At 30.6% G+C, this 24743-nt stretch carries 28 protein-coding genes; 16 read left to right on the top strand and 12 right to left on the bottom strand.

Going from position 1 to position 24743, the window contains the following annotated elements; all coding sequences use genetic code 11:
• Nucleotides 1-10: 10 nt before the first annotated feature.
• A complete protein-coding gene (locus EF513_RS07615; protein WP_125216797.1) occupies nt 11-4462 on the bottom strand; it encodes a hypothetical protein in 4452 nt (1483 codons plus the stop codon).
• A gap of 277 nt (nt 4463-4739) precedes the next feature.
• Here EF513_RS07615 and EF513_RS07610 point away from each other — a divergent pair, with 277 nt between their 5' ends.
• Nucleotides 4740-5924 carry a BaiN/RdsA family NAD(P)/FAD-dependent oxidoreductase gene (locus tag EF513_RS07610; RefSeq protein WP_241208584.1) on the top strand — a complete coding sequence of 395 codons (1185 nt, stop codon included), beginning with the start codon at nt 4740-4742 and terminating at the stop codon, nt 5922-5924.
• 87 nt (nt 5925-6011) lie between these two features.
• On the opposite strand, the gene EF513_RS07605 is transcribed toward EF513_RS07610, so the two are convergent.
• The 6 genes from EF513_RS07605 to EF513_RS07580 all read right to left on the bottom strand — a co-directional run bounded on the left by EF513_RS07605 (nt 6012) and on the right by EF513_RS07580 (nt 11608).
• Nucleotides 6012-6926: a patatin-like phospholipase family protein gene (locus tag EF513_RS07605; RefSeq protein WP_125216796.1), complete on the bottom strand. Its 915-nt coding sequence runs from the start codon at nt 6924-6926 to the stop codon at nt 6012-6014.
• A 228-nt stretch (nt 6927-7154) separates the two neighbouring features.
• Nucleotides 7155-7724, bottom strand: coding sequence for a hypothetical protein (locus tag EF513_RS07600; RefSeq protein WP_125216795.1), 570 nt, complete (start codon nt 7722-7724; stop codon nt 7155-7157).
• A gap of 213 nt (nt 7725-7937) precedes the next feature.
• Entirely contained in the window at nt 7938-8339 is a 402-nt protein-coding gene (locus EF513_RS07595; RefSeq protein WP_125216794.1) for a GtrA family protein, read from the bottom strand.
• On the bottom strand, nt 8326-9276 hold the full coding sequence (locus tag EF513_RS07590; protein WP_125216793.1) for a glycosyltransferase family 2 protein: 951 nt from the start codon (nt 9274-9276) through the stop codon (nt 8326-8328). The genes EF513_RS07595 and EF513_RS07590 overlap by 14 nt, the downstream gene beginning before the upstream one ends.
• Nucleotides 9277-9301: 25 nt before the next feature.
• The gene (locus tag EF513_RS07585; RefSeq protein ID WP_125216792.1) at nt 9302-10660 is read right to left on the bottom strand and encodes a hypothetical protein; all 1359 of its coding nucleotides are present in this window, start codon (nt 10658-10660) and stop codon (nt 9302-9304) included.
• A gap of 501 nt (nt 10661-11161) precedes the next feature.
• The gene (locus EF513_RS07580; protein WP_125216791.1) at nt 11162-11608 is read right to left on the bottom strand and encodes a YiiD C-terminal domain-containing protein; all 447 of its coding nucleotides are present in this window, start codon (nt 11606-11608) and stop codon (nt 11162-11164) included.
• A 364-nt stretch (nt 11609-11972) separates the two neighbouring features.
• On the opposite strand from EF513_RS07580, the gene EF513_RS07575 reads away from it, so the two are divergent.
• Nucleotides 11973-12431: an NUDIX domain-containing protein gene (locus EF513_RS07575; RefSeq protein ID WP_125216790.1), complete on the top strand. Its 459-nt coding sequence runs from the start codon at nt 11973-11975 to the stop codon at nt 12429-12431.
• Nucleotides 12432-12457: 26 nt separating this feature from the next.
• Here EF513_RS07575 and EF513_RS07570 read toward each other — a convergent pair whose 3' ends face one another.
• A complete protein-coding gene (locus tag EF513_RS07570; RefSeq protein WP_164503879.1) occupies nt 12458-12991 on the bottom strand; it encodes a phosphotransferase-like protein in 534 nt (177 codons plus the stop codon).
• A gap of 525 nt (nt 12992-13516) precedes the next feature.
• Here EF513_RS07570 and EF513_RS07985 point away from each other — a divergent pair.
• From EF513_RS07985 to EF513_RS07545, 7 genes are all read left to right on the top strand, one after another.
• Nucleotides 13517-13660 carry a hypothetical protein gene (locus tag EF513_RS07985; RefSeq protein ID WP_164503877.1) on the top strand — a complete coding sequence of 48 codons (144 nt, stop codon included), beginning with the start codon at nt 13517-13519 and terminating at the stop codon, nt 13658-13660.
• Between the two features lie 610 nt (nt 13661-14270).
• A complete protein-coding gene (locus tag EF513_RS07560; protein WP_125216788.1) occupies nt 14271-15302 on the top strand; it encodes a hypothetical protein in 1032 nt (343 codons plus the stop codon).
• An 89-nt stretch (nt 15303-15391) separates the two neighbouring features.
• Nucleotides 15392-15568, top strand: coding sequence for a DUF1788 domain-containing protein (locus EF513_RS07980; RefSeq protein WP_164503876.1), 177 nt, complete (start codon nt 15392-15394; stop codon nt 15566-15568).
• A gap of 880 nt (nt 15569-16448) precedes the next feature.
• Nucleotides 16449-17057, top strand: a complete 609-nt coding sequence (locus EF513_RS07555; protein ID WP_125216787.1) for a hypothetical protein — start codon at nt 16449-16451, stop codon at nt 17055-17057.
• Between the two features lie 163 nt (nt 17058-17220).
• Nucleotides 17221-17364: a hypothetical protein gene (locus EF513_RS07975; RefSeq protein WP_164503875.1), complete on the top strand. Its 144-nt coding sequence runs from the start codon at nt 17221-17223 to the stop codon at nt 17362-17364.
• 16 nt (nt 17365-17380) lie between these two features.
• Nucleotides 17381-18019 carry a hypothetical protein gene (locus EF513_RS07550; protein WP_125216786.1) on the top strand — a complete coding sequence of 213 codons (639 nt, stop codon included), beginning with the start codon at nt 17381-17383 and terminating at the stop codon, nt 18017-18019.
• A 162-nt stretch (nt 18020-18181) separates the two neighbouring features.
• Nucleotides 18182-18979 carry a GNAT family N-acetyltransferase gene (locus tag EF513_RS07545; RefSeq protein ID WP_125216785.1) on the top strand — a complete coding sequence of 266 codons (798 nt, stop codon included), beginning with the start codon at nt 18182-18184 and terminating at the stop codon, nt 18977-18979.
• 119 nt (nt 18980-19098) lie between these two features.
• Here the strand turns inward: EF513_RS07545 and EF513_RS07970 are convergent, their stop codons facing one another.
• The 3 genes from EF513_RS07970 to EF513_RS07535 all read right to left on the bottom strand — a co-directional run bounded on the left by EF513_RS07970 (nt 19099) and on the right by EF513_RS07535 (nt 20189).
• Nucleotides 19099-19266 carry a hypothetical protein gene (locus EF513_RS07970; RefSeq protein ID WP_164503874.1) on the bottom strand — a complete coding sequence of 56 codons (168 nt, stop codon included), beginning with the start codon at nt 19264-19266 and terminating at the stop codon, nt 19099-19101.
• Between the two features lie 8 nt (nt 19267-19274).
• A complete protein-coding gene (locus EF513_RS08225) occupies nt 19275-19478 on the bottom strand; it encodes a GrpB family protein (protein ID WP_206425230.1) in 204 nt (67 codons plus the stop codon).
• 81 nt (nt 19479-19559) lie between these two features.
• Complete coding sequence (locus EF513_RS07535) at nt 19560-20189, bottom strand: NUDIX hydrolase (RefSeq protein ID WP_125216784.1); 630 nt, start codon at nt 20187-20189, stop codon at nt 19560-19562.
• 63 nt (nt 20190-20252) lie between these two features.
• Here EF513_RS07535 and EF513_RS07530 point away from each other — a divergent pair, with 63 nt between their 5' ends.
• The 6 genes from EF513_RS07530 to EF513_RS07965 all read left to right on the top strand — a co-directional run bounded on the left by EF513_RS07530 (nt 20253) and on the right by EF513_RS07965 (nt 23436).
• Nucleotides 20253-21383: a GNAT family N-acetyltransferase gene (locus EF513_RS07530; protein WP_125216783.1), complete on the top strand. Its 1131-nt coding sequence runs from the start codon at nt 20253-20255 to the stop codon at nt 21381-21383.
• Nucleotides 21359-21898, top strand: coding sequence for a P-loop NTPase family protein (locus EF513_RS07525; protein ID WP_206425201.1), 540 nt, complete (start codon nt 21359-21361; stop codon nt 21896-21898). The genes EF513_RS07530 and EF513_RS07525 overlap by 25 nt, the downstream gene beginning before the upstream one ends.
• Complete coding sequence (locus EF513_RS07520; RefSeq protein ID WP_125216782.1) at nt 21895-22443, top strand: hypothetical protein; 549 nt, start codon at nt 21895-21897, stop codon at nt 22441-22443. Before EF513_RS07525 ends, EF513_RS07520 begins: the two co-directional genes overlap by 4 nt.
• Before the next feature lie 2 nt (nt 22444-22445).
• Nucleotides 22446-22976 (top strand): dihydrofolate reductase family protein, encoded by a 531-nt coding sequence (locus EF513_RS07515; protein ID WP_125216781.1) that lies wholly within the window; start codon nt 22446-22448, stop codon nt 22974-22976.
• Between the two features lie 122 nt (nt 22977-23098).
• Nucleotides 23099-23284, top strand: a complete 186-nt coding sequence (locus tag EF513_RS08220) for a GNAT family N-acetyltransferase (RefSeq protein WP_206425200.1) — start codon at nt 23099-23101, stop codon at nt 23282-23284.
• Nucleotides 23281-23436 (top strand): hypothetical protein, encoded by a 156-nt coding sequence (locus tag EF513_RS07965; protein ID WP_164503873.1) that lies wholly within the window; start codon nt 23281-23283, stop codon nt 23434-23436. The genes EF513_RS08220 and EF513_RS07965 overlap by 4 nt, the downstream gene beginning before the upstream one ends.
• A 374-nt stretch (nt 23437-23810) precedes the next feature.
• On the opposite strand, the gene EF513_RS07505 is transcribed toward EF513_RS07965, so the two are convergent.
• On the bottom strand, nt 23811-24191 hold the full coding sequence (locus EF513_RS07505) for a GFA family protein (RefSeq protein WP_164503872.1): 381 nt from the start codon (nt 24189-24191) through the stop codon (nt 23811-23813).
• 200 nt (nt 24192-24391) lie between these two features.
• Between EF513_RS07505 and EF513_RS07500 the strand changes: the two genes are divergently transcribed.
• Entirely contained in the window at nt 24392-24673 is a 282-nt protein-coding gene (locus tag EF513_RS07500; protein ID WP_164503871.1) for a GNAT family N-acetyltransferase, read from the top strand.
• The last annotated feature ends 70 nt before the right edge of the window (nt 24674-24743 follow it).

Below are 24743 nucleotides of genomic sequence, written 5' to 3'. Positions count from 1 at the left end.
AAATTAGTAATTATCTACTCATATCAGTTTTAAAACTTATTGCTTTAGCTATAACATCTCTAAATTGTTGCTGTTCAATAGGGTCCTTTATTTTTTGAACAATAGTATTTACTACGCTATCAATGTTATTAGAAGGAACGGCGTTTAAATTAACTTGGGCTCCGACAAAATTACAATGTGTAATTTCAAAATGTTGTTTGCCAGCAAGGTCTGCCAGGGTTTTTAAATCAATAGTGATTCCATAAAAATCTAAGTTATGCATGGTCTTCATTTCGCTTGCTAGCTTGCTATCAAAATCAAGAGAATATAAAAAAGATTTAAAAATTCCATTTGTAAGCATATTTTTTTGATAGGCAGATTTAGTTAAAATTTCTCCAAGATTGACATAAGAATTGTTCTTATCAGCTTCTTTAGATTTTTGTTCAACTAAATCCCGTAAATTGTTTAAGTCTTTTTTATACCATCTCTTAAAGAAAATTTCGATTGGTCTAAAATATAATAGCCTATGTGTATAATTGTTATTAAAAATATTCAGTAATATTTTTACAGCTTCAAGTAATAATCCATAATTCAATATGGGTAGTAACATTAATTGGCCAAGTGTTTTGAGACAATATGCCCCAAACAGCATGCTTCTAAACGGTAAGGTAACTAACAAAAATTTAGGTAAAGACTGTTTTTGAGAATCGGCTGCTAGTCTTGTTAAGTTACTTATACCTTTTAAAAAGCTTTTAAGTGGATTAACTATCTTAAATATCTTGGACGGTTGTAAGTTACCTAATGTATCTTTGCTAATTGTAGTAGTTCTTATATCCATTTTAGCAGGTATTGCATGTTTAACTGAAAGACGTGCTATAGACAATAAGGGTAATACAAACATTTTGACATAAAATCTTCTGGTAGAATATGCATTACGTTTTTGGGCAATAAAATCAATTGCTCTTACTTGAAAATTTTTTACCCGTACATCAGCAAAATTATTAATTTGCTCAAGATTGCTATGCCATGTGCTATTAGATGAAGCAGCTTGTATAGTTTCTGGTTGAGATTGTGTTGGAATTATTGCTTGACCAGGATTTGGAATAGTAATCGGCATAATTTTATCTAGCAAGCTAGTATTATTCATAGTGTAGGAAGCTAAATTTGAGATAAAACTGGTTAGTTCTTGCTTAAATTTATTATCATTAATAATATCTACCGCTATATCAAGGGCTTTATTAATTAAAGCGATTGCACTATTGGCGATCTCTGCATATTGATAAATAGCTTTTCTTATAGCAGCAATTTTGCCGATTTGGCCTTCATAAGGAGAAGGGGTAGTATAAACTTTAAGAATTTGCTGGCTACTTTCAATTAACTCATCAATTAGCTTATTATCAATCCTATTATTAAAATTAGCAAAGAAAGAAGTAGCTATCCTGTTTAATATATCCATGCCTTGAGCGGTAAGGTTATGTATTTCATTATAGCTAAAGTTTATTCTTGAAAGGCTTTTTAACTGTTCTGCAGTCATTTGATTGTGAGTAGCGTTAATAAAATTCAAAATAACATTAGTTACATAAATAGAGTTATCTTTTGAAATAAAACTGGTAATTAGATTCTTAAGATTATTTGATACATCATGAGTTATATTAGTTAAATCTGTTTTAAGATGTTTACGGTAGTCATTAATAGTTTTATTTAATTCTTGGATTTTTATATTATAATCTTGTAGCTCGGTTTTTTCTTGGGCAGTAAGGGAGGGCTGTAGCTTTAATGCTTTAAGTCTCGATTGTGTTAGGTGTAAGTTTTGTATAGTTTGTTGTTGCTCTAATATATTTTTATTGATGTATTTTCTTCCTTGAATTACATCTCCTACTAACTTGCTAAGCTCTGGGCTTTTGGTAAATTCATAAATAGATTTAAAAATCAAAGTGCTGGCATTGCGTGCTGCAGAAATTGCAGAATTTTGGGTACTTTCTGTAGCTATCAATTCTGATGGCAATATGCCTTTATTCACAGCATTTTGAATGAAAATTTTGAGTGCCTGCTGCTGGGAGAGAGAACGGTCTAAATTAATCCATAAAAATAATACAAATTTTTGTATATATAAGGTAAAAAGTTCAGGAGTATGCTTATTGTTAGCTATTTTCAATATAAAAGGAGTAAGATCAAAGTTATTTTTTAAAATATTAGTAAAAGCTGCAAATAATTGAGCTACATTGGCAGCAAGATTTTTTAAGAGATTAAATTGAGGTAATGTCTTAAGGGTGCCTGCTGTTGCCACTGCCAAGATTAATGGTATAGGATAACCTATTATAGCCAAAGGAAGTGATAAAACTAAAGCCGCATTAATTACGCTAAAATTTAACCTGGAGGTTACATAAGCAGATGAAGAACCTGCTCCTATCCCAAAATTTGCTATTCTTGTACTTAAGTTATGGATAAAAGAAGTAGAAGTAAAATATTGTTTGAGTTTATCTATGGTTCCTGGATTAACTTTTTCATATCCAATAATAGTTCCTCCTAAAGCGGCTATAATACCTACAATAGGTAAGCTAAATAAAGATAAAGCCAAGCTGCCTAACAAAGACACGCCTGAGTACAATATAGCAAGTACTGCACTAATATACATGGTTAAAACGCTGCTTCCTATTACAGCTGTATTGAAAGATATATTATTAGCTATAATAAAAGGTGCAGCGGTAGCTGTTGCTACTTTATTTTCTTTAAGGAGATCAATGTTGTTATATATATTAAGTGTTTTTTCACCTAAAGGGATTAAATGTTCTAATAAATACATTGGACGGTTAGTGAAAAACTGATCATTTACAACCCCATCTACTAAATCACATAATGATTTTATTAATGTAAAAGATTCAGTATGGGCATAGCTTTCAGTTATATCAGAAAATTGAATGCGTAGATTTGCCTCGACCTTGCTAGCAAGCAATGTTTTAAGGTTATTATCTGCTAAATTAAGTTGTCCTATATTACCATTTCGAGCCTGATTGTGAATAAATTTGATTAAAAATTGATCAAAAAGCTGTAATTGCAATGTATAATAGGTTGGAAATCTGTTATTTGAAAGGTTAGCATCATTTTTAGTTTGGATTTTGGCTCTTTCTTGGGCAATTAAATCGGTTAATTGTTCTCCACCGGCTAAACCAATATTTATTACATTAATAATGTTATCGGTTTCTGTAGTAATTTTGTGGATCACTTGAGCGGATAATACACCAATAAAATGCTGATACTTACCATTATCAAGTTGCAAAGTTCCATCAGCGTCTTTAGTAAAGAATTTCTTCTCAGCTGCCGGCTCTGAAATAAGTAAAGAATTCTGAAGTAAGCTCATACGTTGGGTTAGATCTTGAACAATATTATTGGTTGTATCAGCAATTTGAGATACGGTTTGTGTTTTGTAGTTAGTATAAACAAATTCTAAATATTCCGCTGCTAAAGCTACCCTTAATGGATAACTAATTGTCATTTGATCATCTTCTTGTTTAAAATCTTCAATTAACTGAACAGATCTTTTATTTAATTTATTAAATTCTTCACTTAGAAAAGTTGGAATATCGTGCTGTTTTTGAGCTTTTTTCCTGGTTGCTATCACCAGGTTATCTGTTTTTAGCAGATTTTCTGTAGTCTCTTGATATGCTTTAGTTGCTTTGCTAGTAAGAGTAGCTTGAATTGCTCTTATAATCATATTAGCTTTTTTCAAAGCAGGATCGATAATTGCAGGAGTGGTTATTAGTAATTCATTTTGTATTAGCCATTTAGTGGCTTCAACTTTTAAAGTTGGTTCAAGTTCTTCTCTTTTTCTTTCAGCAATATCATCACGTGCATCATAATAAGACTTATGAGGATATAAAAGTTGCTCATTTGCAATTTCTTCTTCGGAAATTTGTATTCCACGGGCTAACAAAATTTCAGTAGCTTTTTTAGTAATTAAGCTCTCAATATAGCTTTGTTCACTGTTTTGGGATATTTCTTCTAAACCTAATAAAGGACGGGTGAGATAACTGGCTGTAGAGAATAAACCGCTATCTTGTTTAAGTTTAGCTCTACCTGAGTTGGTAAGAATAAGTTGCGTTGTTGGTGTAAATTCAACAATGCTGTTAAGATAATTAATAATAAAGCTAATATCTTCTAAACTATTGGCTGCTTTTATGTACCATTGTATACCATCAATTGTGGTTTGGGTGCATTTGTTTTGGGCTAAAGCCTGATTAAGTTTATCCTCAATAATGCTGCTTAAGTTGTTAATACTAGTTTGGTGTTTGTTTGAAATTTCTACAAAATACGAAGGAAGAGTATGGAGCTTTAAATGTAAAGAAATAATGGTTATAGGTTCAACTATACCGGATTTGTCATCCTTCAATAAATACCCGGTTGGATTATTAATTGCTATATCTTCAGTAAGTTTTGATAGATCTGTTCTAATTAAATAGTTTAGTTTATCTACAAGTATTTGCATTTTACTGGCCTATAGTTAGCAATTCAGAGTGGTAGTTATTTAACTAATTGTTATATTATAGCAAAATTATAACTTTGTCAACTTTATATTAACCAATTGTTAACTTTTTTGAGATTGTTAATCTAAAGCCTTTTAAGGTTATAAAGCAAACGCTAAGAATAAAGTATTATAAGATTAATTGTATAAAATTATCCATTTATAGAAAATATAGTTGTTATTAATTTGATTTTTCATATGTTAAGGACTCAAAGCTTAATATGAAAACTAGGATAAATTTGTGCAGGCTACCCAATATGATGTTATAGTAGTAGGAGGGGGAGCTGCAGGGCTTATGGCTGCAGCTCAAGCTGGAAAACGTAACAGAAAAGTATTATTACTAGAACATAGTAATAAAATTGGTGAAAAGATAAGAATTTCTGGTGGTGGAAAATGTAATTTTACTAACCTTTATACTACCCCTAAAAATTATCTTTCTGATAATCCTCATTTTGCAATTTCTGCTTTATCACAATATACTCAACATGATTTTATAAAATTAGTAGAAAAATATAATATTACTTATCATGAAAAAACCTTAGGGCAGTTATTTTGTGATGGATCTTCAGGACAAATTATTAATATGTTACTTGAAGAGTGTAAAAAATTTGATGTCACAATCTTACTTAACAGTACAATAATGGATGTTAATAAAAGTGAAGATTTCATAATAAAGACACTAAATGATGGGGATTTTTCAGCAACATCATTGATTGTAGCTACTGGTGGTCTTTCTATCCCTAAAATTGGTGCAACAGATTTTGGTTACCGTATAGCTAAGCAATTTGGTTTAAATATAGTTCCTACTTATCCTGCATTAGTACCGCTTACCGTAAGTGAGTATGATCTAGATTTTTTTAAAAGCTTAAGTGGTATATCTATTCCATCAATAGTGAATTATGATTCGGCTGCTTTTAAAGAAAATATTTTATTTACTCACCGGGGTTTAAGCGGGCCTGCAATTCTACAAATCTCTTCTTATATTAAGCAACCACAAAATCAGATAATTAATATTAATTTATTACCTAATTTAAATTTAAAAGAATTATTTATTAAAGAAAAAAATAACAAAACTTTGCTTGCTAATATTCTTAAAGAATTTTTGCCTAATAGATTTGTAGAAACTTGGTGTACAGCAAATATTACACCTAAAAAGCTTATAGATTATAAAGCGAAAGAATTAGAAAAAATTGCTGAAACCCTACATTGTTTTAAAATTAATATTAATGGTACTGAAGGTTACTTAAAGGCTGAAGTAACTGCAGGAGGGGTGAGTACTGGAGAGTTATCTTCTAAAACTATGGAATCAAAAAAAGTACCAAATTTATATTTTATAGGAGAGGTGGTAGATGTTACCGGCTGGCTTGGTGGATATAATTTCCAGTGGGCGTGGTCTTCGGGCTTTGTAGCGGGTTTTAGTGCATAAAGCTAAAATATTTTAATCATTTAAACGATATAGTTGTTCTCTTTTATCAATAATAAGCAGTAGCTACTACTGCTTATTATCACGTCGTTAAGAACCAATCATTTTTAGTTTTGCTTTAATTGCAGGAATTTGTTTTTCGGCTGCTTTTACGCCTAAATTATATAATTCATGTGTATGATCATTATTAAACATCCCAAATCCTTCTAATTCTGGTTTAATTACTATATCAGCAATGCCGCCTTGAAGATGAGCAAGCTCATTGTAGGAAACCCATAATGCCCAGTAAGTTAGATCTAGAGTATTCTTAGGTAATGATTGTGATGGAGGAGGCTCACAAATATCCACTGCTATAATAATTTTAGGATGATATTTTTTAGCTATTCTCACTGGTACCGGTTCCATTACGCCGCCATCAATTAAGATCTTATTATAAACTTCTACAGGAGGTATTACCGGCGGAATGGCAGATGAAGCCATAATCGCAGGGATCAATGGCCCTTTATTAAAAATGAATGTTTTTTGTTGTAAAATATCAGTAGCTACGAACACGGCAGGTATACTGGCTTGCTCAAAATTAGCAATAGTTAAGTTTTTGCTTAGAAATTTTTCAAGCCGCTTACCCTCAATAAGCCCAGAAGTAGTATAGAGCAAATTAATGGTGTTTATAATAGAAAGATCTAGTATATCCCATTTATTTAATTGAAAAATCTTTTCCTTAATTTGAGGAACAGATAAAGAATCAGCATATAAAGCACCTATAATGCTTCCTGCACTAGTAGCTACAATCAAATCAATAGGTATTTTATGCTTTTCTAATACTTCCAATACGCCAATATGGGCTACTCCTCTCGATCCGCCACCACCTAAAACTAATGCTACTCTAATATTCTCAATTTTTCTGTTTTGCTCAATAAATTGATGTTGATTAAATTTGATATGTGGACGAGTAATGCACGAAGTTGCAATAACTAAGACCATTAGTAATATAAGCTTATTTTTCATAAATTATAATTTATTGATCGATGAGTTATTACTCTAAGAATAATAAAGTACTTATTCAAGTAATAGTTTATATGAGCTATTAAATATAGATGCAATGAAGATGTGATATAAAAATAAATTAATATTGTTATATTGCGCTAATAATTTGGTTGAGAAAGTTTAATAAATATTACTCTACTCGCGTGAGACCATCCTAGTTTAATTATTAAACTTTCTCAAATTCAAATATTAGCTCATTAAATAATCTGTATCTAAGACAGCAGCATCCCAACTAAAAAAGTTACTATTGTAGTTAGTTGGTATATCTGCTTCAGCATATTTATGATTTATAAGATTATCTATAATATTACCATAATGGGCTGATTTGTTAAATTGAAATAAATTATAATCATAATATTCATTCAAAAATTTGGTAACTTCTCTACCGGAATAATGGTCATCTTTAATATCAGTTACTTTGAATCCTGAATTATAACGGTTATTATTATTGTAGTAGGCGCCACCAATATAATAGTTATTTGTAGTAGTATGGTTGTTGCTGCTACTGCAGCTCTCATTATCTTCCTCAATGTTACTAGCTGCTAAAGCTGTAACCGCTATAGCACTAACAATTACAACAGCCGCTGCTGCTATACCCAAAGGTACAGCTAAAGTTTCAGCAGTGCTACCTAAGGAATAAAAATGCTGCCCATTTGATAAAATATGATGCTTAAACGTATCGTTATTTATAAGGCTTGCAACCTCTGCTCTAGTATAATCTCTATCTTGAACATGATATTTACAAAAATTTAAGTACATTTTAATGTTCCTTTCTATAATAAAATTTCAGCAAAGTATGTTAACAACTATTTTAAATTTATAATAAAGTTAACGCTTTGTCAATTAAATTGTAACTAAACAAGGATGATTGTAAAAATAATATGCCTACAAAAGAAGCTAAGAATTATAGCTAATTACTAGCTGTTGATGGGTTTTGATGAAAGTTCAAAGAGCATAATAATCAGGGTATTATTAATGTTTAAAAGCCCAAAAGTTATTAACTATAAATGTAATAATGGGGATTACACAGATAATAATGATAAAGCCAATGCGATAATTTAGCCTAAGTATTTCTATGCTAATACACATGATTACTTGGTTAAATAATATGCCTAAAAGGGCACAGGCCAAAAATCTAGGCAAGCTATTGCGATATTTAGCAGTTGATTTAAACGACCAATGATGGTGACCTAAAAAAGAAATAATAAAAGCTATACAAAAAGCTATAAAATTGGCTGGTAAGACCGCTAGGTGTGCTGCTTCAACTAACAAAGCTAATATGCTTGCATGAATAAGGGTGACTATAATTCCTACAACTATGAAACGAAGCAATTTATGAGTAGGGGGTAGTAATTTGTTACTACTTAACGGCATAAATCACCTCACGTAACACATAAATAGGACGCTGTTTAACCTCGTTATATACTCTGCCTAAATATCCTCCTAAAATTCCCATAAAAGTTAGTTGGATGCCTCCCAGTAAGGTAATGCCAACCATTAAAGAAGCGTATCCAGGTACATCTCCACCATAAGCGATGGTCTTAATAACTAGCCATGCAGCATAAGTTAATGAACAGAGAGAGATTGCTAAGCCAATATAACCAGCTACACGTAAAGGAAAGGTGGTATGAGAAGCTAAGCCATTCATTGCCAAAGATAATAATTTAAAGAAACTCCATTTACTATTACCAGCATTTCTTGCCTGCACATCAAAAGTTATAGTAATACTATTAAAGCCAGGCCATGAGAAAATCCCTTTCATAAACCGATGACGTTCTGGTAAATTACGGATAACATTTATAACTTTTTGATCTAATAAGCGAAAATCTCCAACATCTTCAAAAATTTTGGTATCTGAAAGTGAGTTAATCAATTTATAGAAAATATATGCGCTAAATCTTTTAAGGTAAGATTCATCATTTCTACTGCTGCGTTTAGCCAAAACCATATCATATCCTTCTTGCCATTTAGCAATCATAACGGGAATTAGCTGAGGTGGGTGCTGAAGATCTGCATCAATAGGCACCACCACTTCACCTTGAGCATGATCCATTCCTGCGGTTAAAGCAGCTTCTTTACCAAAGTTGCGGGCAAAATCTAATATTATTAGCTGAGGAATAGATTGCTGCTTTGTTAGTAAAGTAAGCAAAGTCCCATCTGTGCTACCATCATTAATACAGATAATTTCAAAAAGATAATTTTGTGTATTTAAAATGCTAATAAGAGAATCTATAAAAAGATTTACATTTTTTTCTTCATTATACATAGGAACAATTATCGAAAGCAGCTGTGGTAGGGGCCTGACGCTCATCTTATCATCCATAAAATATTTTTTGTTATTGTTGTATCAAAGTTTGATCTTCAGGTTCAGGAAGGTGTCTAAACAAATTCAGACGTTTTTCCGCTAGAAACTTAAGCCCATTTTGGAGTTTTTCCATATGCCAATATAGCGTGGATAAATTTTGTTCGCTCATAGTTGGATATTGTTCAACAATGAGTTTTTCTAAGGTTCTATATTTGTAAGATATAAATGCATTTTTTTTACTGACTTGAATAGAGTTAATCAGCTTTAATGAAAGTATTATAGTTAGTAATCCTATCAATATTTTATGAGTATGTTGCGATTGATTTTGTTTTTTTACGAGGATGCTTATGATGATTAAACCAAAGATACCTAACCAAAAAAAGTTTGCAAAGCTGATATATCTACTAATTAAAGCTTGATTAGGGCCATACTCCATTCTACCAAAAGCTGTGAGTATAGCTGTACCTAGACCGTATAGTATAAAGGCAATGTAGGGCAGGGCAATGGTAATAATTTTAGGTTGCTTTCTAAAGGAACATATAAACCAACCAAATATACTTAAACCTAAAATGGTAAATAAAGGTGCCAAATCATTGGCAAACCTCACAATAGGAGAACCAATATATAATAAAGTAAAATGACCTAAATATTTAATGATTTGAAATAAATTTAAAGTGCTTACTGAAAAAGATTGGCTAATAATAGCCAAGTAAAAATGCGAGATGATAGCTATACCGCAAACTAGCCAGATAATGATATAATTATATTTCTTAGTAATTGGTAAATTCTGATGTAAGCAAATTAAAGTCAGTCCGATTGGCCATAATGCAAGGCCGGTAGTAAAAGTATAAAAAGCAATAAATACCCCGATTATAGCAAGTATCATGTTTGATAAAGTTAGCTTAGTACGGCTTAAATTTATTATTACTAATATGGTGCCTAATATATTAATAAATACCGCAATTTGCCAGCCCCATACAAGGTTGCTCGCTTGGTCTAAGGAAAAGAGAGTGAATGCTGCGATAGGTAAAAAAAAATGTAAAAATTTATAATTATTTAGCTGAGAAGCGGTTTCTTTAATTTGGATATATAAAAAACCAAAAGCTATCAGAGTAAAAATAATATTTCCTATAGCATCGTATAAAAGATTGCCCTTGCTTAAAATTAAATTGGCTAGCATAAACCAATAACCCACAGTATGAAAATGACTGCCATGAGGTTGAAAGGTGTCCAGTAAAGTCAAAGTACCTTGATAATATTTTTCGACATAAAATAGTATATCAAAATGATCCCATAGCAGCATGGTGTGATAAAAGCTTAGGGTGTAAATAATAAAAATTATTGCTGGTAAAAAAGTTAAAATTAAGATCTTTTTTGATAAAGCGACCATCATGCCTCCTAACTAAACGACAGAATATGCATAGCAAATTTTATAACTTTTTCAAGTTATAGTTGAAATGTTCAATTAATAATTATTAATATGAATATATTATTGTGCAAGCTAAGTTGCTATAGGTAGTTGAAAATAAGATTGAACATAAGAGAAAGCTAAGATGTTAGATTTCGCTATTACACAATTTCTGCTAATAAAAATAAATAAAATTTAGATACTTTATATCTAGCAAAAGCTTAGCTTTTACCTGGATGCATAATAACTTTTTATATAAACTACTGTGTAGTAAGTAGCTATAGTAAGGTAAAATTTATAAGCATGGGAAGGTCTATTTTGAATAGATGTAAAAAGCTGAGTTCTTACTATCAAGCTACTGATTGATATGGTATTTGATATGAATGTATATTTATAGTTTATATTTTGTTTTTAATAATAATTAGAAATTGTTTCAAAATACCCGTAAGGCTTACCTAGAATTAAGGAGATTATATAACAGTATTATTTTTTACTAATTGCCACAAAAACTCCCTGATAATCAATTGCTAAATCTCCGCCTTGATAAATATTAGCATTTAGCTTAATACGGCTTTTACCTTTTTCATCGAGTACTTCTTTAAATTGTATCCAATCATGTTTATCGATTGTAGAACACTCTACGGTAAAATTGTTTTTTACGGGAGTGAGGTATTTAATTTCACTATTAGCAATAACAATCTCCGTTGGTAGCGGATAATCTGCTAGATTCATAAAAACTAAACCCCAACAAGATAAAGTAGCTAAAGAGTGCAAGCTACCCCCAAACACTGTTCCTTTATGATTAATATTTAACTCAATTGGAGCGCTTAATACTACCCTGCTGCAAGTAGCATCTTTGACCTCTACTCCTAAAGCAACTGAAATAGGAATATTTTTATGAAGGTAATTTTGAAGATCAATCGGTTTCATAAGCATTTTAACTATATTATGTGATATGTAACAATGTACGTAAAGTTATTTGTAATATATGCCTCAACTATTCGTTTGTCTAGTCTGTACGTATAAGTTTAATAATTGTAAGAAATTATGAGTTATAGCATATATAAATTATTGTTGGGTCATCCATAAAGTATCTGGTTTATGTGTAAGGTTAATATTTTAATTGGCACATTAAACTTGATATGCAATAAAGTTTTTGTTAATTTTGCATTAATAATTGCTGGATTGAGGATATTTTTATAAAATATGGGTATAGAAAATTTATTATTAAGCTTTTTTAAGACTATTTAAAAAGATGTTTTATCAGTTAGATATAATAGTTTGGGTCTTATAAATGAACAATATAGTAGTTAAAGTTAGAGGAGTCATTGTGGAAGAAAATCATATACTTTTACTCACTCCAACAGAAAAAAATACCAATTTTAATACCGACCAATTTTTCTTACCTGGGGGTCATGTTGAACTTGGTGAGCCAGCCTGGTTAGCTTTAAGAAGAGAGATAAAAGAAGAATTGGGTATTAATACGGTCTATGAAGAGTTCTTAGGAGTTCTTGAGTGTTCTTGGAATAATAAAGGAAGATTGTATCATGAGATAAACATGGTATTTAAGATAAAGTGCGATGGTTTAAGCATAAAACATGCTCCGCAATCCTTAGAAGATCCTGTAAAATTTATCTGGTGTCCTCTTAGCGAGTTGGAAAAATATAATATACTTCCACAAAAATTTTTAACGATTTTACCTTTGTGGTTAAGAAAGAGTGATCAATCAGCATATTCCAGCCAAATGTTATAGCCTGTTGAGTACCTGCAAGCTAGCTCTTAAAAATTCTTGAGGTTGTTAAAAATTATCTTTGTGGTTTCCTCAGGTGAATTAGTGGTGTTATCTACTGTAAACGCATAAGGTCTGTTTTGATGAATGCCGTCTTCAATTTGGGCGCGTCCCCAGCCTGCTTTACGATCACCTCGAGCTATTTCACGCTGTTCTAAAACTTCTAAATCACAAATTATGCCAATCATAATAGGATTAAAATCTTTTAAGCTGCCTAGATAATATTGCATCATCTCATCTGCTTTGGGGCCATCAAAGGTAGTATCTATACAGATATCAAATCCCTGCTTAAGCATAATTAAGCTTTGAGCAATAACCATTTCTCTTATTGCTACTTGGCGTTTATATCTAACTTCTCCCCATTCGGGATCATGAAAATAATTATCATGAAACATACCAAAATAAAGGAAGGCAATATCTGATAATCTTACATGAGCTAAATCAGGCATAAGTGTTTGTAGGGCTTTGATAATTGTTGATTTGCCGCTACTAGAAGCTCCGTTAAGTATAATACATTTGGTCATACTTTTCATACCTTTGATTTGTTATTGCTAATAATTGAGAATATATATTTTCTTATTGAACTCTAAACTTATAGTTGCTAATTATGTCTCTCGATAGTTCTTAATGTTTAATTAATAAATAATATCTATAATTAGTAATAGCAAACAGAAAAATACTAATAATTCCCAAGGTGAAATCTATAATATTTAACTTATGCGTGCGATTGCAGCGTGAATGGTAATATTTGCTCATTTTTTATCTGATGCTCATAAATATAATAAAATAACTATGAATTTATCCTAGTTAAGCTGTATTTATTAAAGGGTGTGGATATATTCTTTTTCATCTCCGGCGTGGTTATATGTTACCAAAATGATAGTTGTAGCCAGTTTATAAAAAAACGTGCTATTAGGATCTTACCCACTTATTATATATTTACATTCTTAGCAATTTTTGGTGTCATGAGCAGGAATTTGTTACTATGAATAATAATCCTATAAATACCTTTCATGTAATATATAAAAAGCCTAATTAAGAGATTGTAAATGAAAAGAGTAATTTTAACGCTTATCATCATGCTGTTTGGAAGTGTTGCTCCATTGCCAGCTAATGCAAGAATTAGCTCTATAAAAAATATGGATCAAGTTCTAGCTAAAACTAATGAAATTATAAAATACTATAAAAGCTAACGATGTATTGGCGAACAAGCAGGATTTAATAATATTAAGTTTACTGAGCGTATTAATCACTACAATATGCATACAGGTGCCTGCTTTTCAAAGTAGCAATTAAGTTCAAAGAAGATGGTAAGTGAACTACCATAACTTATTAAAGTTAGGGTGGTTCATATAAATATAAAAGTAATGTTTTTACTGTGTTTATACTTATAATGTCTTGTATAAGCTTCATAACTCTTCTTAGGGGTAGCTTCTAATGCTTTTTGTGTAGTACTTACCCAAGATTTATTTTTGCTTGATGGTTCTTAGATGTTATATAATTGTAGTTTGCGGCTTATTTCTTGATCATTTACCTTTTCTACTATAATAAATGTTTGACCATTATATAAAGTTTGAGTTTTATATGGAATGGAAAGATCATTTAGTTTTTGGGGTATCTGAGATCCATCTAAAAGGCTGAATTTCAAGGGTGGCATCTATATAATAACTATTATCAATATGCCAATAATAATGAAATGCAGCTTTGGTAGCTTTATTTAAGGTTTACTTGGAAGGGGGTTAAGATCTAATATCTTTTATTATTCTAATAAATTTATATTTAATTCTAGTAAGAGGACTAAAGATGAGTACTATATTTAGCAACCTAGATGAACAATTTAAGAATCACACTATTACTAAAGACAGTATCTATTCAGTTGCTTGCCAATATTATATGGCAATTACTAAAGTTTTACCTAAAGAACTACAGAATCCTGGCAGTCAGGGCTATATTACATGGGCTGCTTTGAATAACTATTTAATAAAAAATATTACTCAAAATGATAATATTAAGAATATACCTAAAGAGGTTATGGATTATATTAATGATATCTCAATTAAAGTTAAAATCTGTCGTGATAAGCTAGAAAAAGATTGTAATAGCCAAGTTAGTGGTGATTTAAAACCTCTCAATCTATTTAGTATTAATAACATGAATAACACGATGCAAAATGATTTGATATTAGAGCTACAAAAAAAAGATTGCATTGATAAAAGTAAAATTTTGAAGGGTGAGTGGGTATTATTATATAGGGAAGATGGACGCTTCTTTGTGATGCAAAATAATCCTCAAAAGCATTTAACAGATTTTGTACCAAAAGAACTTGGCCTTGAAAAGAACGCTTTAGGAATTGCTAAGCCTCACCTTACTGTAAACGAAGGACAAGGCATCGAAAGTAAAGAGCGTCTGGAAAAAGATAATTATATTTTTGCTAAATTAGATACAGATTCTAGCATTATTAAAGATAATGGAATAGATATTGATCATAAAAAACCATATTATTTAGTTAAAGATTCCAAAGCACAATTGGTCATATTTTCTGATTTAACATTAGGTAAAGTGAGTTTTATAAACAATCCTCAACCACGTGTTGAAATGGTATGTTCATTTGGTGTTAGCTCTAACCAATTAGAAGATTGGAAAAAGCAATTTGAAGTTTACCCAATAAATAGAAATGTGACTCCACATATAAGTTTAGGTCAAAAATCCAGAAAACTAGAAGAAGAACTTAAAGAAGATAAAGTAGATTCTCTTTATCCAAATTTAAATAATCAAGACAGAGAACTCTTGAAAAAAATGTTACAGAAAAACATTGAAGCTTATAAGCCAAGATAGAGTAGAGAAGAAGCTATTTTAACCAAACCATCTCCCTTTTCTATGAATAATATTCAAAGATAATAGGATATATTAAAGACGAGGTAGTTTTGGAGTCATTAGGTATCAATAAAGGATTTGACTTTCTATTAAAGTATCTGGATAAAAAACTGAATATAACAGTAATTATAAATGATATTGCTAGATTAGCAAGGGATGAAGCTTATAGCATAACTTTTATTCTAAGATTGAACTTGCAGAAGCATGATCAAAAAGACAGGATGTAAACAAATTAAAGCAATATCTGATGGTAAGGTAATCAATCAGCAATTGCCAAAGAATTTCATGAAGCTTTTAATAAACTCTTTTGTGAAGGAAGAACAGGGGAAGTACAAATATTAACTACTAAAATTCTTTTACCTCATGGTGGCTTATTATGAGAAGGTTACAAATCAGTAGCTTCAGAAGATTGTTTGAGTAAGTTAAGATTATAGAATCAATACTACTAACTTTAAACAGGTTAAAGATAAAATTATATTAAAATATATCAAAGTATATAATGCATTTTATTTTTAAGATGTTATCAATCAAATGAAGCCATTAGCTTCTTCTCTTCATAATGCTTAAAGCATATTTTAACTTCTTCTAATGTTACTCTTCCTGTTGAAAGTTCTGGTAAATTATCTTCTGTAAAAAATGCTATGTCTGTTGTTTCATAACTAGTTTTTGGTGCGCCGCCAATTATTTCACATAAAAAGAAGCATCTTGAAGATATAGAAAAGTTTTTAAAAACCCATGATCCACAAATTCATTTTATTGGGTTGGAGTATCAAGGAGCGTATAAATATGCTCCGAAGAGCATTTTAAGAGCAGAGTTTAGAGATTTCTGGGAAGATCTAGCGAGTAAGGTAAGAGATAAGTAATGGACAACAAAGAATGCTAATTATATTATATTAAAATTTTAAGCTCAGTAGAAAAGTAAAATATCTAAACAATAACAAAATACAGCAAGATTTAAAATTTTTGCCTGTAGATAGTAAGCAAAGAAAAATTATGCTTTATAACTGTAACTGTAGTAGCTATTAATTAATCAAAAATAAAAAATTAAAATTATTTTAAATTCACCAAAATAAACAAAACAATTAATATTACATTTGGACAACATTTATGTATTCTAACTTCTTTAAATATCACGTTCAAGATAGAGATTATAATAGAACAGAAGTAGCTAGCCTTATTAATAATAATAGTGATAAACATCATTTATTAGCTAATAAAAATCATTTTTATTCATTAGGAACAACTGCTGAAACGGTGGTGATTCCTGCAATTTGGGCTATTCCTGCAATAATTGTTATCGGATTAGGATTGGCAACGGAGACAGCTTTATATGGAGGAATGTTATCCGTTCTTCCTATATTAAGTGCATGGGTAAATTTAGAGAGCATACAGAAGTGTGATGATTGTAGAGATATATTGCATACATATTATTATAATGGCGTTGAATTTGATAGATATCTTGAAAAAAAGTTTAAACCTCAAGATGTAAAGTATAGTAATTATTCTGGAAAAGAAGTTACTAAATTTTTAAACGAATGTACTATAAGCAATTTTATAGATGCTGATTATTACGATAAAATTGTGAATGATTTCTTAAATCATAAATATATTGATGCGGAAATACCAACAACGTTTAATAGCGGCTTTTTTGATTGGAATGCTGCAGTATTAGATCTGCAACCTGCTGTAATTGAAACAGATTATGTTAATAGCTAGCTAGATACCTTGGTATTATAATTTATTAATCAGTAAAATGCCTAATATAATTATGTAATTATATTTTTTTAAAAGAACTACGCAAAACTTTTTGATAAAATAATTGACTATGACAACCGCTGTTGTTAATGTTTTATTAATTATTTGCTAAAGGACACTATTTATGAGCAAACTTACCAAAGAGTTTATCCATACGCTTTATAAAGATAATAGTTATATAATTAAAACAGATAATTTATATTGCCGCCCTTTAGTGCTAGAAGATTTTGATTTAATTAAAGAAATAATAATAAAGAAGCAAATATAATAATAGGTATTTTATAATGTATTTTAATTTTTTTAAATATCATGTTCAAGATAGAGATTATAATAGAACAGAAGTAGCTAGCCTTATTAATGATAATAGCTATAAACATCATTTGTTGGCTGGTGGAGCGCATTTTTATTCATTAGGAACATTTGCTGAAACTACATTTTTGCCATCACTTTTTGCTATTCCGACAGTAGGCTTTATAGGAATAGGTGCACGGATAGGCGAGTCATCATTATTAATGGCTGTACCGGTGGGAGTATTCTCTCTGCTTACAACCGTCGTAGTTTCAATTATAAATTTTAATGAAATAAGTAAGTGTGATGACAATAGAGATATATTACATATTTATCGTAATCAGTATGGTGTTGAATATGCTTCTAATTTGGTACTAAAATTTCAGCCTGAAGAAGTAAAAGATGAGCATTATTCCGGGAAGGAAGTGACTAAATTTTTGAATGAATATCATAACTATAATATGCTCAAAACCAATAGTAATACACATTATGATAAAATTGTGAATGATTTCTTAAATCATAAATATATTGATGCGGAAATACCAACAACTTCTAATAGCTGGTTTTTTGAATGGAATGCTGCAGTATTAGATATACAACCTGCTGTAATTGAAACAGATTATGTTAATAGCTAGCTAGATACCTTGATATTATAATTCATTAATCAGTAAAATGCCTAATATAATATGTAATTATAATTTTTTACAAGAACTACGCAAAACTTTTTGATAAAATAATTGACTATGACAATCGTTGTTGTTAACATTTTGTTAATTATTTGCTAAAGGAAGCTATTTATGATACAGAATATTAAGGACTTTATACATAAGCGTTTTGCAAAAAAAGGTTATATCATTAAAGAGGGTAATCTTTATTGCCGCCCTTTAACTCAAAAAGATAGAGATCTAATTAAGAAAATATATTCTGATCCTTATTGCCGTGCTTTGTTAGTTGGAGATGTTAATCCCGATGATCAACCAATAACGGAATGGATAGGCAAAATGATTAACGAGTATGATAAATGTGGGTTATCTTTTTATGCAGTATGTAAAAAAGGCGAAAAAGGAGAAAATGAAGAAAAAGTAGGTATAGTAGGTTTAGGATTAAATCCTCCTAAAACTGAGCTTGAGCTTCCTTGGGTTAGCATTCATTATGCATTTCCATCTGGTTCACATCAAAAAGGTTACTGTACTAGAATTTGCCAAGAATTAGTAAGATTTGCTGTTGAAGAATTAAAAATTGAAAGTATACATGCTCAAACTTTGTCCTATAATAAAGTTTCTCAGCTTATACTAAGAAGGCTTGGTTTTCAGCCAAATGGAACTGAAATATGTACCAAAAGTTATAAAGATGAGTATGTAACTAAGTTTTTGCTGACACGCGAATCATATAACCAAGCTTCAACTCAGGAAAAGATTACGATAGAATCTGTCCTACATAAGGATTCAAGATATTTTAGAGACCTTATAAACAAAGATTATAAGAAATGGTACAACGATAGAGAAAATGTCGAATCAAATAAAGTATATAACAAAAGAATTATAAATTATCTAAACATAGTATCTACTCCTGGTATTAAGAGAGAGATATACTAGGATTTGTAATAATGTACTTTACGGCTCTTGTTTGTTAAGTAAATTGAGGCCTGCTATAATATGTGGTTTGTTTCTAAATAATACCTCCTCTTCCATGAACTTAAAGCCAAGTTTTTTCATTAAAGGAATATAATCATCACTCTGGTTCTTATTGTCATAATCATATGGGTGATATTAAGACTACTTAAATCTATAATAGGAATATTATTTCCATAAACCATTCTTATAGCTTGCAGGGTATTGCCATTACTTCGTGAAGTTCCTAAAATTGCTAGTGGGATAATCATAATTTTTATTACTGTATATAATTTAAAATATTTTCTACCCTGCCGCGAGCTTCATAGCCAATTTGCGCCATATTATTCGTAGCTTTATCAACCACTAAAATATCTTTAACTACAGGAATCTTGTCGATGGTGGGCTTGGCGGCAAGCCCAGGAACTGAGGTGGAGCCAATATGATGAATTTCTAGGAAATTATCACCGAATGCCTGCTTTATTTTCTCAGCTTCTTATTTAAACGTTTGTGGCCAATTTGGGTTATAAAGTAAGATTTCTATCATAATATTCTCATAAATTTACTAATCAAATGATGGCAAGAGATTGCTCTCATTATAATGTTCAAAACAAATTTTAACTTCTTCTAATGTAACTCTTCCTGTTGAAAGTTCTGGTAAATCATCTTCTGTAAAAAATCCTATATCAGTTGTTTCATAACTAAGTTGTGGTACACCGCCAATTATTTCACATAAAAAGAAGGCAATATAAACATGTTGAAATTTTGACTTATGCTCATGAAGCCGGTTGTCGAATAATCCTATAAGTTTAGTAGCTTTTGCTATATAGCCAGTTTCTTCTAATATTTCTTTTTTAATATTTTCAGCTGGAGTTAAATTGATATCCGCCCATCCACCAGGGAGCGCCCATAATCCGTCGGTACTTTCTTTCACAAGTAAAATTTTATTATCTTTAAAAACCGCACCCCTTACAGCTACCTTAGGAGTAGCATAACCTGAATTATTACCAAAAAAACTTTTTATAATTTTTTCATCTAAAGGGTAATTTTCTATAAGCATCTGAGCAGTAATTTGATTTAACCTTTCAAAACGTTCCTGAGTATAATGATCCTTACTATAAGCAATTCCACTTTGAATGATACTTTGTAATTCTCGTATGTATTCTAGCAAGTTATTTTCTTTTATTTTTTGCATAGTATATTTGGCTCTAAATCAGGTAGCTTTGAACTTAAGTTTAATTATATCTAAATTTGTATAATGAAATTATTGGAGAAGTTAGTAAAGCTAAAAGACGTATTACGTAAAATATATCACAAAATTTACCTAAAATTATTTTACAATCATAAACAAGATTTAGTAAAAATAATATCTCATCAGATTGAATGGAAAAGCAAAGCTGAGCACGAAATTGAAATGTTAAAAGCAAATCTGTCATTTACTTGGGTTAAAGCGATTGAGCATTTTGGTAGCACTGCTATTAGCGATCTTCCTGCTAAGCCCATTATCGATATAATAATTGGAGTAGAAAATTTAGAGCAAGCTCAAGAAATAATCTCTATATTAGAACAATTAAATTATAATTTTTGGGAAGATAACCCTAAAAAAGATCGATTATTCTTTGTTAAAGGTATGCCCCCCTTTGGTAAGCAAAGAACACATCACGTGCATGTATTTGAAGTAAGTCATTATGAGTGGTTTGCAAGAAGAGCTTTTAGAGATTATTTAAATACTTATGAACAAGTAAAGCAACAATATTTAAACTTAAAGCAAGATCTTGCTTTAAAATACAAAGATAATAGAGAAGCTTATACAGCAGCAAAGACAAATTTCGTTAAAAATATAGTACAACAAGCTGCTTATCATTTCATTCAATTTGAGAGATTAAAAGAACCCCATCTGTCATTGTTACTTAAATGGCTTGAAACTCCACATGTTAAAGCGTGGTGGGATCAGGATATAAAATGGTCAGATGATCTAATTAAAGAAAAATATGGTACTTATATAGATGGTTATAAGTTGGAAAATAACACCAAAAAGCCCATGCATGCTTTTATAATTCAGCTAGATTCTAAGCCAATAGGATATATTCAATATTATAATGTTTATGACTTTGCTCATGAGGATAATATTCCCCTTGAAGGGTTGCCAAAATCACTTGCTGCTTTTGATATATTTATCGGCGAAGAAAGCTTTGTAGGTAAGGGCTTAGGAGCTGTAATTATAAATAAAATATTAGATGAGCATATTTGGCCTCAGTTTCAAGCCTGCTTTGTTGACGTGGAAAGTAGCAATATAGGTGCAATCAAAGCCTATGAAAAGGCAGGGTTTAGAAAGATTAAAACATTAGATGATGGCAAAGTAATATGGTTACTAAAGGAAAAGATATAAATTCAGCTTATAAAAGAATTATGATCTTTGGTAGACCAGGTAGTGGTAAATCTACTTTTGCATATAAATTACATCTTCTGACTGGTATACCGGTATATCATTTGGATAAGTATTTCTTTAAAGATAATTGGCAGAAAAGAGATCCTGAACACTTTTTATCTATTCAGCATTCTTTAGTTAATGAACCAAGCTGGATTATTGATGGGATGAGCTATTCTCTTGAAATGCGTTATCAAAAAGCTGATTTAGTGTTGTATTTTAACTATCCTAGGATTACTTGCTATTATCGAGTGTTTAAGCGGTTATTTAATAAAAACCCATTAATTGATGATCGAGCGCCGAATTGTAAAGAAAAGGTTAAATTTGATTTTCTCAAATATATGTGGAATTTTGAAAAACGTATAGAGAAGCAGGTTAATCCTCTTAGAGCACAATATCCATCTACACGTTTTGAAGAAATCAGAAATGATAGCCATCTGAAGATAATAGAAAACGAATTAATGGAAGATATATGAACAAGCCCATAACTCTGTATCTAATAGCTCTTGCAGGAAGTGGTAAATATACTATTGCCAGCGAAATTGCAAAATATGGTTATAAGATGGTTGATAATCACCTGATTAATAACCCTATATTTTCATTGCTTGATTTAGATAAAATTAGCTCTATTCCTGAATTTGCTTGGGAGAAAATTAGAATAATCAGGTATGCAGTAATTGACTTTGTAACTCAGAATCAAGCACACAACTTCATTTTTACTAATGAGCTTCTAGAAACCGAATATGATCACCAAATATATAATCAAATTAAGCAAATGGCAGAACAACGAAAATCCATTTTTATTCCTGTAAAGCTTAAATTAAACAAGGAAGAACATTTAAAAAGAATAATAACTCCATCTCGTAAAGAATGTTTTAAGAGTATTAATCCAACGCTCGTGAAAAGGAAAGTTGAAATGATAAATATTTCTCACCTTAATTTATTAGAGTTAGATATAACTGATTTAAGTGCAAAAGATGCTGCTAAAACAATATTGGATTTTGTTAATATAAGGAGATAATAATGAAAATAATATTATACATTGCAACCAGCCAGGATGGCTTTATTGCAGATAAAAATGGTAGTGTAGATTGGCTAAACTCATATAACAATATTGAAGGAGAGGATTGTGGATATGCAGAATTTTATAACTCAATAGATATTATAGTAATGGGTAGTCATAGTTACGAACAAATTTTAGGATTTGGCGAGTGGCCTTATAAAGAAAAAGATACCTATATATTTACTAAAAGAAATTTGAAATCAGATTTATCAAATGTATTTTTTATCTCTAAAAATCCTAAGGTGTTTATTCAAGATCTCAATGTTACCGAGCCAACCCAACAAATCTGGCTATTAGGAGGTACTGAGCTTATAAAGTCTTTTGATCAGCATAATCTTATAGATGAAGTTATCATTACTGTAGTTCCTACTGAGTTAGGGCAAGGAATAAAGCTTGAGCTTTCATATGCTAATTTCGAGTTAACTGACCAAAAAGTTTGTAAAGCAGGTATTATACAAAAGGTGATGAGAAGAAATAATCAGAGAAAATAGATGAGATTAGAAATAATAACCGAAGAAAATAGCAATGATGAAATAGCTAGAATTATTAACCAAGGAATTCTTTCGTATAATCAGCAATATTTTGGATAGATGAAAATTACCGCAGGCAAGGATTGGGTAGAAAGTTATTTGCTGAATTAGAACAATATGCAAAAAGCAAAAATTGTAAATATATACAATTAGATACTTTTGAATTCCAAGCTAAACCATTTTATGAAAAGCTAGGTTTTAAATGCATTGGTACCATAAAAGAATGGATTAAGGGCTATGACTGGCACTTTATGAGGAAAGTTTTATGAAAGAAAAATTGATATTAGCTTTGCAACATAAAGGATTAATTGCTCAAATTATTACCGAAAATCATCAGGAAGCCTTACAAGAATTTATAGATTATTTTGATGATTTCTTTTTATTATGTGAGGGAGAGAAGGGAACAGCTAGGTATTCTTAAATCATATCCTCGTGGTAAAGTTATATTTAACTGATAAAATTTGTATTCGCATTATATGAGCAAGAAGAGTTAATAGCTTTTGTAAATGTGATTTAAAATTATCCTGATGATAAAGTAATTAGTATTGGTTATTTGTTAGTTCATCCTGAGCATCGCTCAAAAGCAGCGGGAGCTAAAGTTGTAGGCTTATTATCGAAAACTTCTAGCGAATAAGATTTTCAGAAATTAGGATGGAGAGCCCAGGAGCACAACTCCAAAACTTTAAAATTCTGCCAAAATAATAACTTTAAAATTACTGTTAAAATTACTGATAAAACAGAAGATCAATTAGGTAATGACATTAATCAAACGTATATATTAGAGAAAAACCTAAATTAACTTTCTATTCTAACTTTCCACCAAGAAGGTGCTTCTTCCTGATAGCTATGTTGGTTGCCAGGTATTACTGAGCTAGGTTCGCGTAACGAAGCAATTGTAATTGAGATGTTTTCATAGCCGTCATCAAGTGCACATAATGTGCTACCACACTTCGGACAGAAACCACGTTGTGTTTTTTTAGAAGAGCGATAAAAAGCCGGTTCACCACCTGGGCCGTTCCATGTAAGAGTTTTTATCGGAAATTCCGTCCAAGCAACAGTTAAAGCTCCTGACCATTTCTGGCACATCTTACATGAGCACAAATGAGGAAAAGCAGGCTTACCTTCAACTTTGTAAGAGATATGTCCACACAAACATCTACCAGAATATTCTTGCATAATATATACCAATATGGAATTTAACATTAGTCTCAATATACCTGACGTTATGCTTTTAGTGATAAATTGTCTATGCCGTTCTTAAGAAATATATTGTAATCATAATCTATAATATTAGAGAAAAACTTAGATGGCAAAACTATCATACCCTCTTGAGACTAAGCGATTAATCTTAAGACCTTTTACCCTAAATGATTTGCATGAATTTACCAGATTACATACTGACTGATAAGGAAGTAATATGTTTCTTTCCTGATTTTGTTAGATCCCAGACCGTCTTATCAAAACTTAATTCTTTTATTGATCATCAAAATAGATATGGCTTTAGTGATTGGGCAGTATTTGAAAAATCCTCCGGCCAATTTATTGCTAGAGCCGGTCCTATGTATTTAACTAAACCGTCTTGTGAAATAAAAATTGGCTATGTTATTAATAAAGATTACTGTGGTAAAGGTTATGCAACAGAGTTACTTGAAGCGTGAATAAATTGGTGCTTTGCCTATTTGGATCAGCAAAATCTAGTTTATATAACATTGTTTGAGAATAAATCCT

Source organism: Rickettsiales endosymbiont of Stachyamoeba lipophora, from assembly GCF_003932735.1.
In the GTDB taxonomy this organism is placed as follows: domain Bacteria; phylum Pseudomonadota; class Alphaproteobacteria; order Rickettsiales; family 33-17; genus RICK01.
Note: the sequence above shows the minus strand (reverse complement) of the source record. Positions and strands in the feature narration are given on the sequence as shown.

Bases quoted from the DNA above. Each gene is read 5' to 3' on its own strand.
- EF513_RS07615 (WP_125216797.1), bottom strand. From the start codon at position 4,462: ATGCAAATACTTGTAGATAAACTAAACTATTTAATTAGAACAGATCTA.
- EF513_RS07605 (WP_125216796.1), bottom strand. From the start codon at position 6,926: ATGAAAAATAAGCTTATATTACTAATGGTCTTAGTTATTGCAACTTCG.
- EF513_RS07600 (WP_125216795.1), bottom strand. From the start codon at position 7,724: ATGTACTTAAATTTTTGTAAATATCATGTTCAAGATAGAGATTATACT.
- EF513_RS07595 (WP_125216794.1), bottom strand. From the start codon at position 8,339: ATGCCGTTAAGTAGTAACAAATTACTACCCCCTACTCATAAATTGCTT.
- EF513_RS07590 (WP_125216793.1), bottom strand. From the start codon at position 9,276: ATGAGCGTCAGGCCCCTACCACAGCTGCTTTCGATAATTGTTCCTATG.
- EF513_RS07585 (WP_125216792.1), bottom strand. From the start codon at position 10,660: ATGGTCGCTTTATCAAAAAAGATCTTAATTTTAACTTTTTTACCAGCA.
- EF513_RS07580 (WP_125216791.1), bottom strand. From the start codon at position 11,608: ATGAAACCGATTGATCTTCAAAATTACCTTCATAAAAATATTCCTATT.
- EF513_RS07575 (WP_125216790.1), top strand. From the start codon at position 11,973: ATGAACAATATAGTAGTTAAAGTTAGAGGAGTCATTGTGGAAGAAAAT.
- EF513_RS07570 (WP_164503879.1), bottom strand. From the start codon at position 12,991: ATGACCAAATGTATTATACTTAACGGAGCTTCTAGTAGCGGCAAATCA.
- EF513_RS07985 (WP_164503877.1), top strand. From the start codon at position 13,517: ATGAAAAGAGTAATTTTAACGCTTATCATCATGCTGTTTGGAAGTGTT.
- EF513_RS07560 (WP_125216788.1), top strand. From the start codon at position 14,271: ATGAGTACTATATTTAGCAACCTAGATGAACAATTTAAGAATCACACT.
- EF513_RS07555 (WP_125216787.1), top strand. From the start codon at position 16,449: ATGTATTCTAACTTCTTTAAATATCACGTTCAAGATAGAGATTATAAT.
- EF513_RS07975 (WP_164503875.1), top strand. From the start codon at position 17,221: ATGAGCAAACTTACCAAAGAGTTTATCCATACGCTTTATAAAGATAAT.
- EF513_RS07550 (WP_125216786.1), top strand. From the start codon at position 17,381: ATGTATTTTAATTTTTTTAAATATCATGTTCAAGATAGAGATTATAAT.
- EF513_RS07545 (WP_125216785.1), top strand. From the start codon at position 18,182: ATGATACAGAATATTAAGGACTTTATACATAAGCGTTTTGCAAAAAAA.
- EF513_RS07970 (WP_164503874.1), bottom strand. From the start codon at position 19,266: ATGATTATCCCACTAGCAATTTTAGGAACTTCACGAAGTAATGGCAAT.
- EF513_RS07535 (WP_125216784.1), bottom strand. From the start codon at position 20,189: ATGCAAAAAATAAAAGAAAATAACTTGCTAGAATACATACGAGAATTA.
- EF513_RS07530 (WP_125216783.1), top strand. From the start codon at position 20,253: ATGAAATTATTGGAGAAGTTAGTAAAGCTAAAAGACGTATTACGTAAA.
- EF513_RS07525 (WP_206425201.1), top strand. From the start codon at position 21,359: ATGGTTACTAAAGGAAAAGATATAAATTCAGCTTATAAAAGAATTATG.
- EF513_RS07520 (WP_125216782.1), top strand. From the start codon at position 21,895: ATGAACAAGCCCATAACTCTGTATCTAATAGCTCTTGCAGGAAGTGGT.
- EF513_RS07515 (WP_125216781.1), top strand. From the start codon at position 22,446: ATGAAAATAATATTATACATTGCAACCAGCCAGGATGGCTTTATTGCA.
- EF513_RS07965 (WP_164503873.1), top strand. From the start codon at position 23,281: ATGAAAGAAAAATTGATATTAGCTTTGCAACATAAAGGATTAATTGCT.
- EF513_RS07505 (WP_164503872.1), bottom strand. From the start codon at position 24,191: ATGCAAGAATATTCTGGTAGATGTTTGTGTGGACATATCTCTTACAAA.
- EF513_RS07500 (WP_164503871.1), top strand. From the start codon at position 24,392: ATGAATTTACCAGATTACATACTGACTGATAAGGAAGTAATATGTTTC.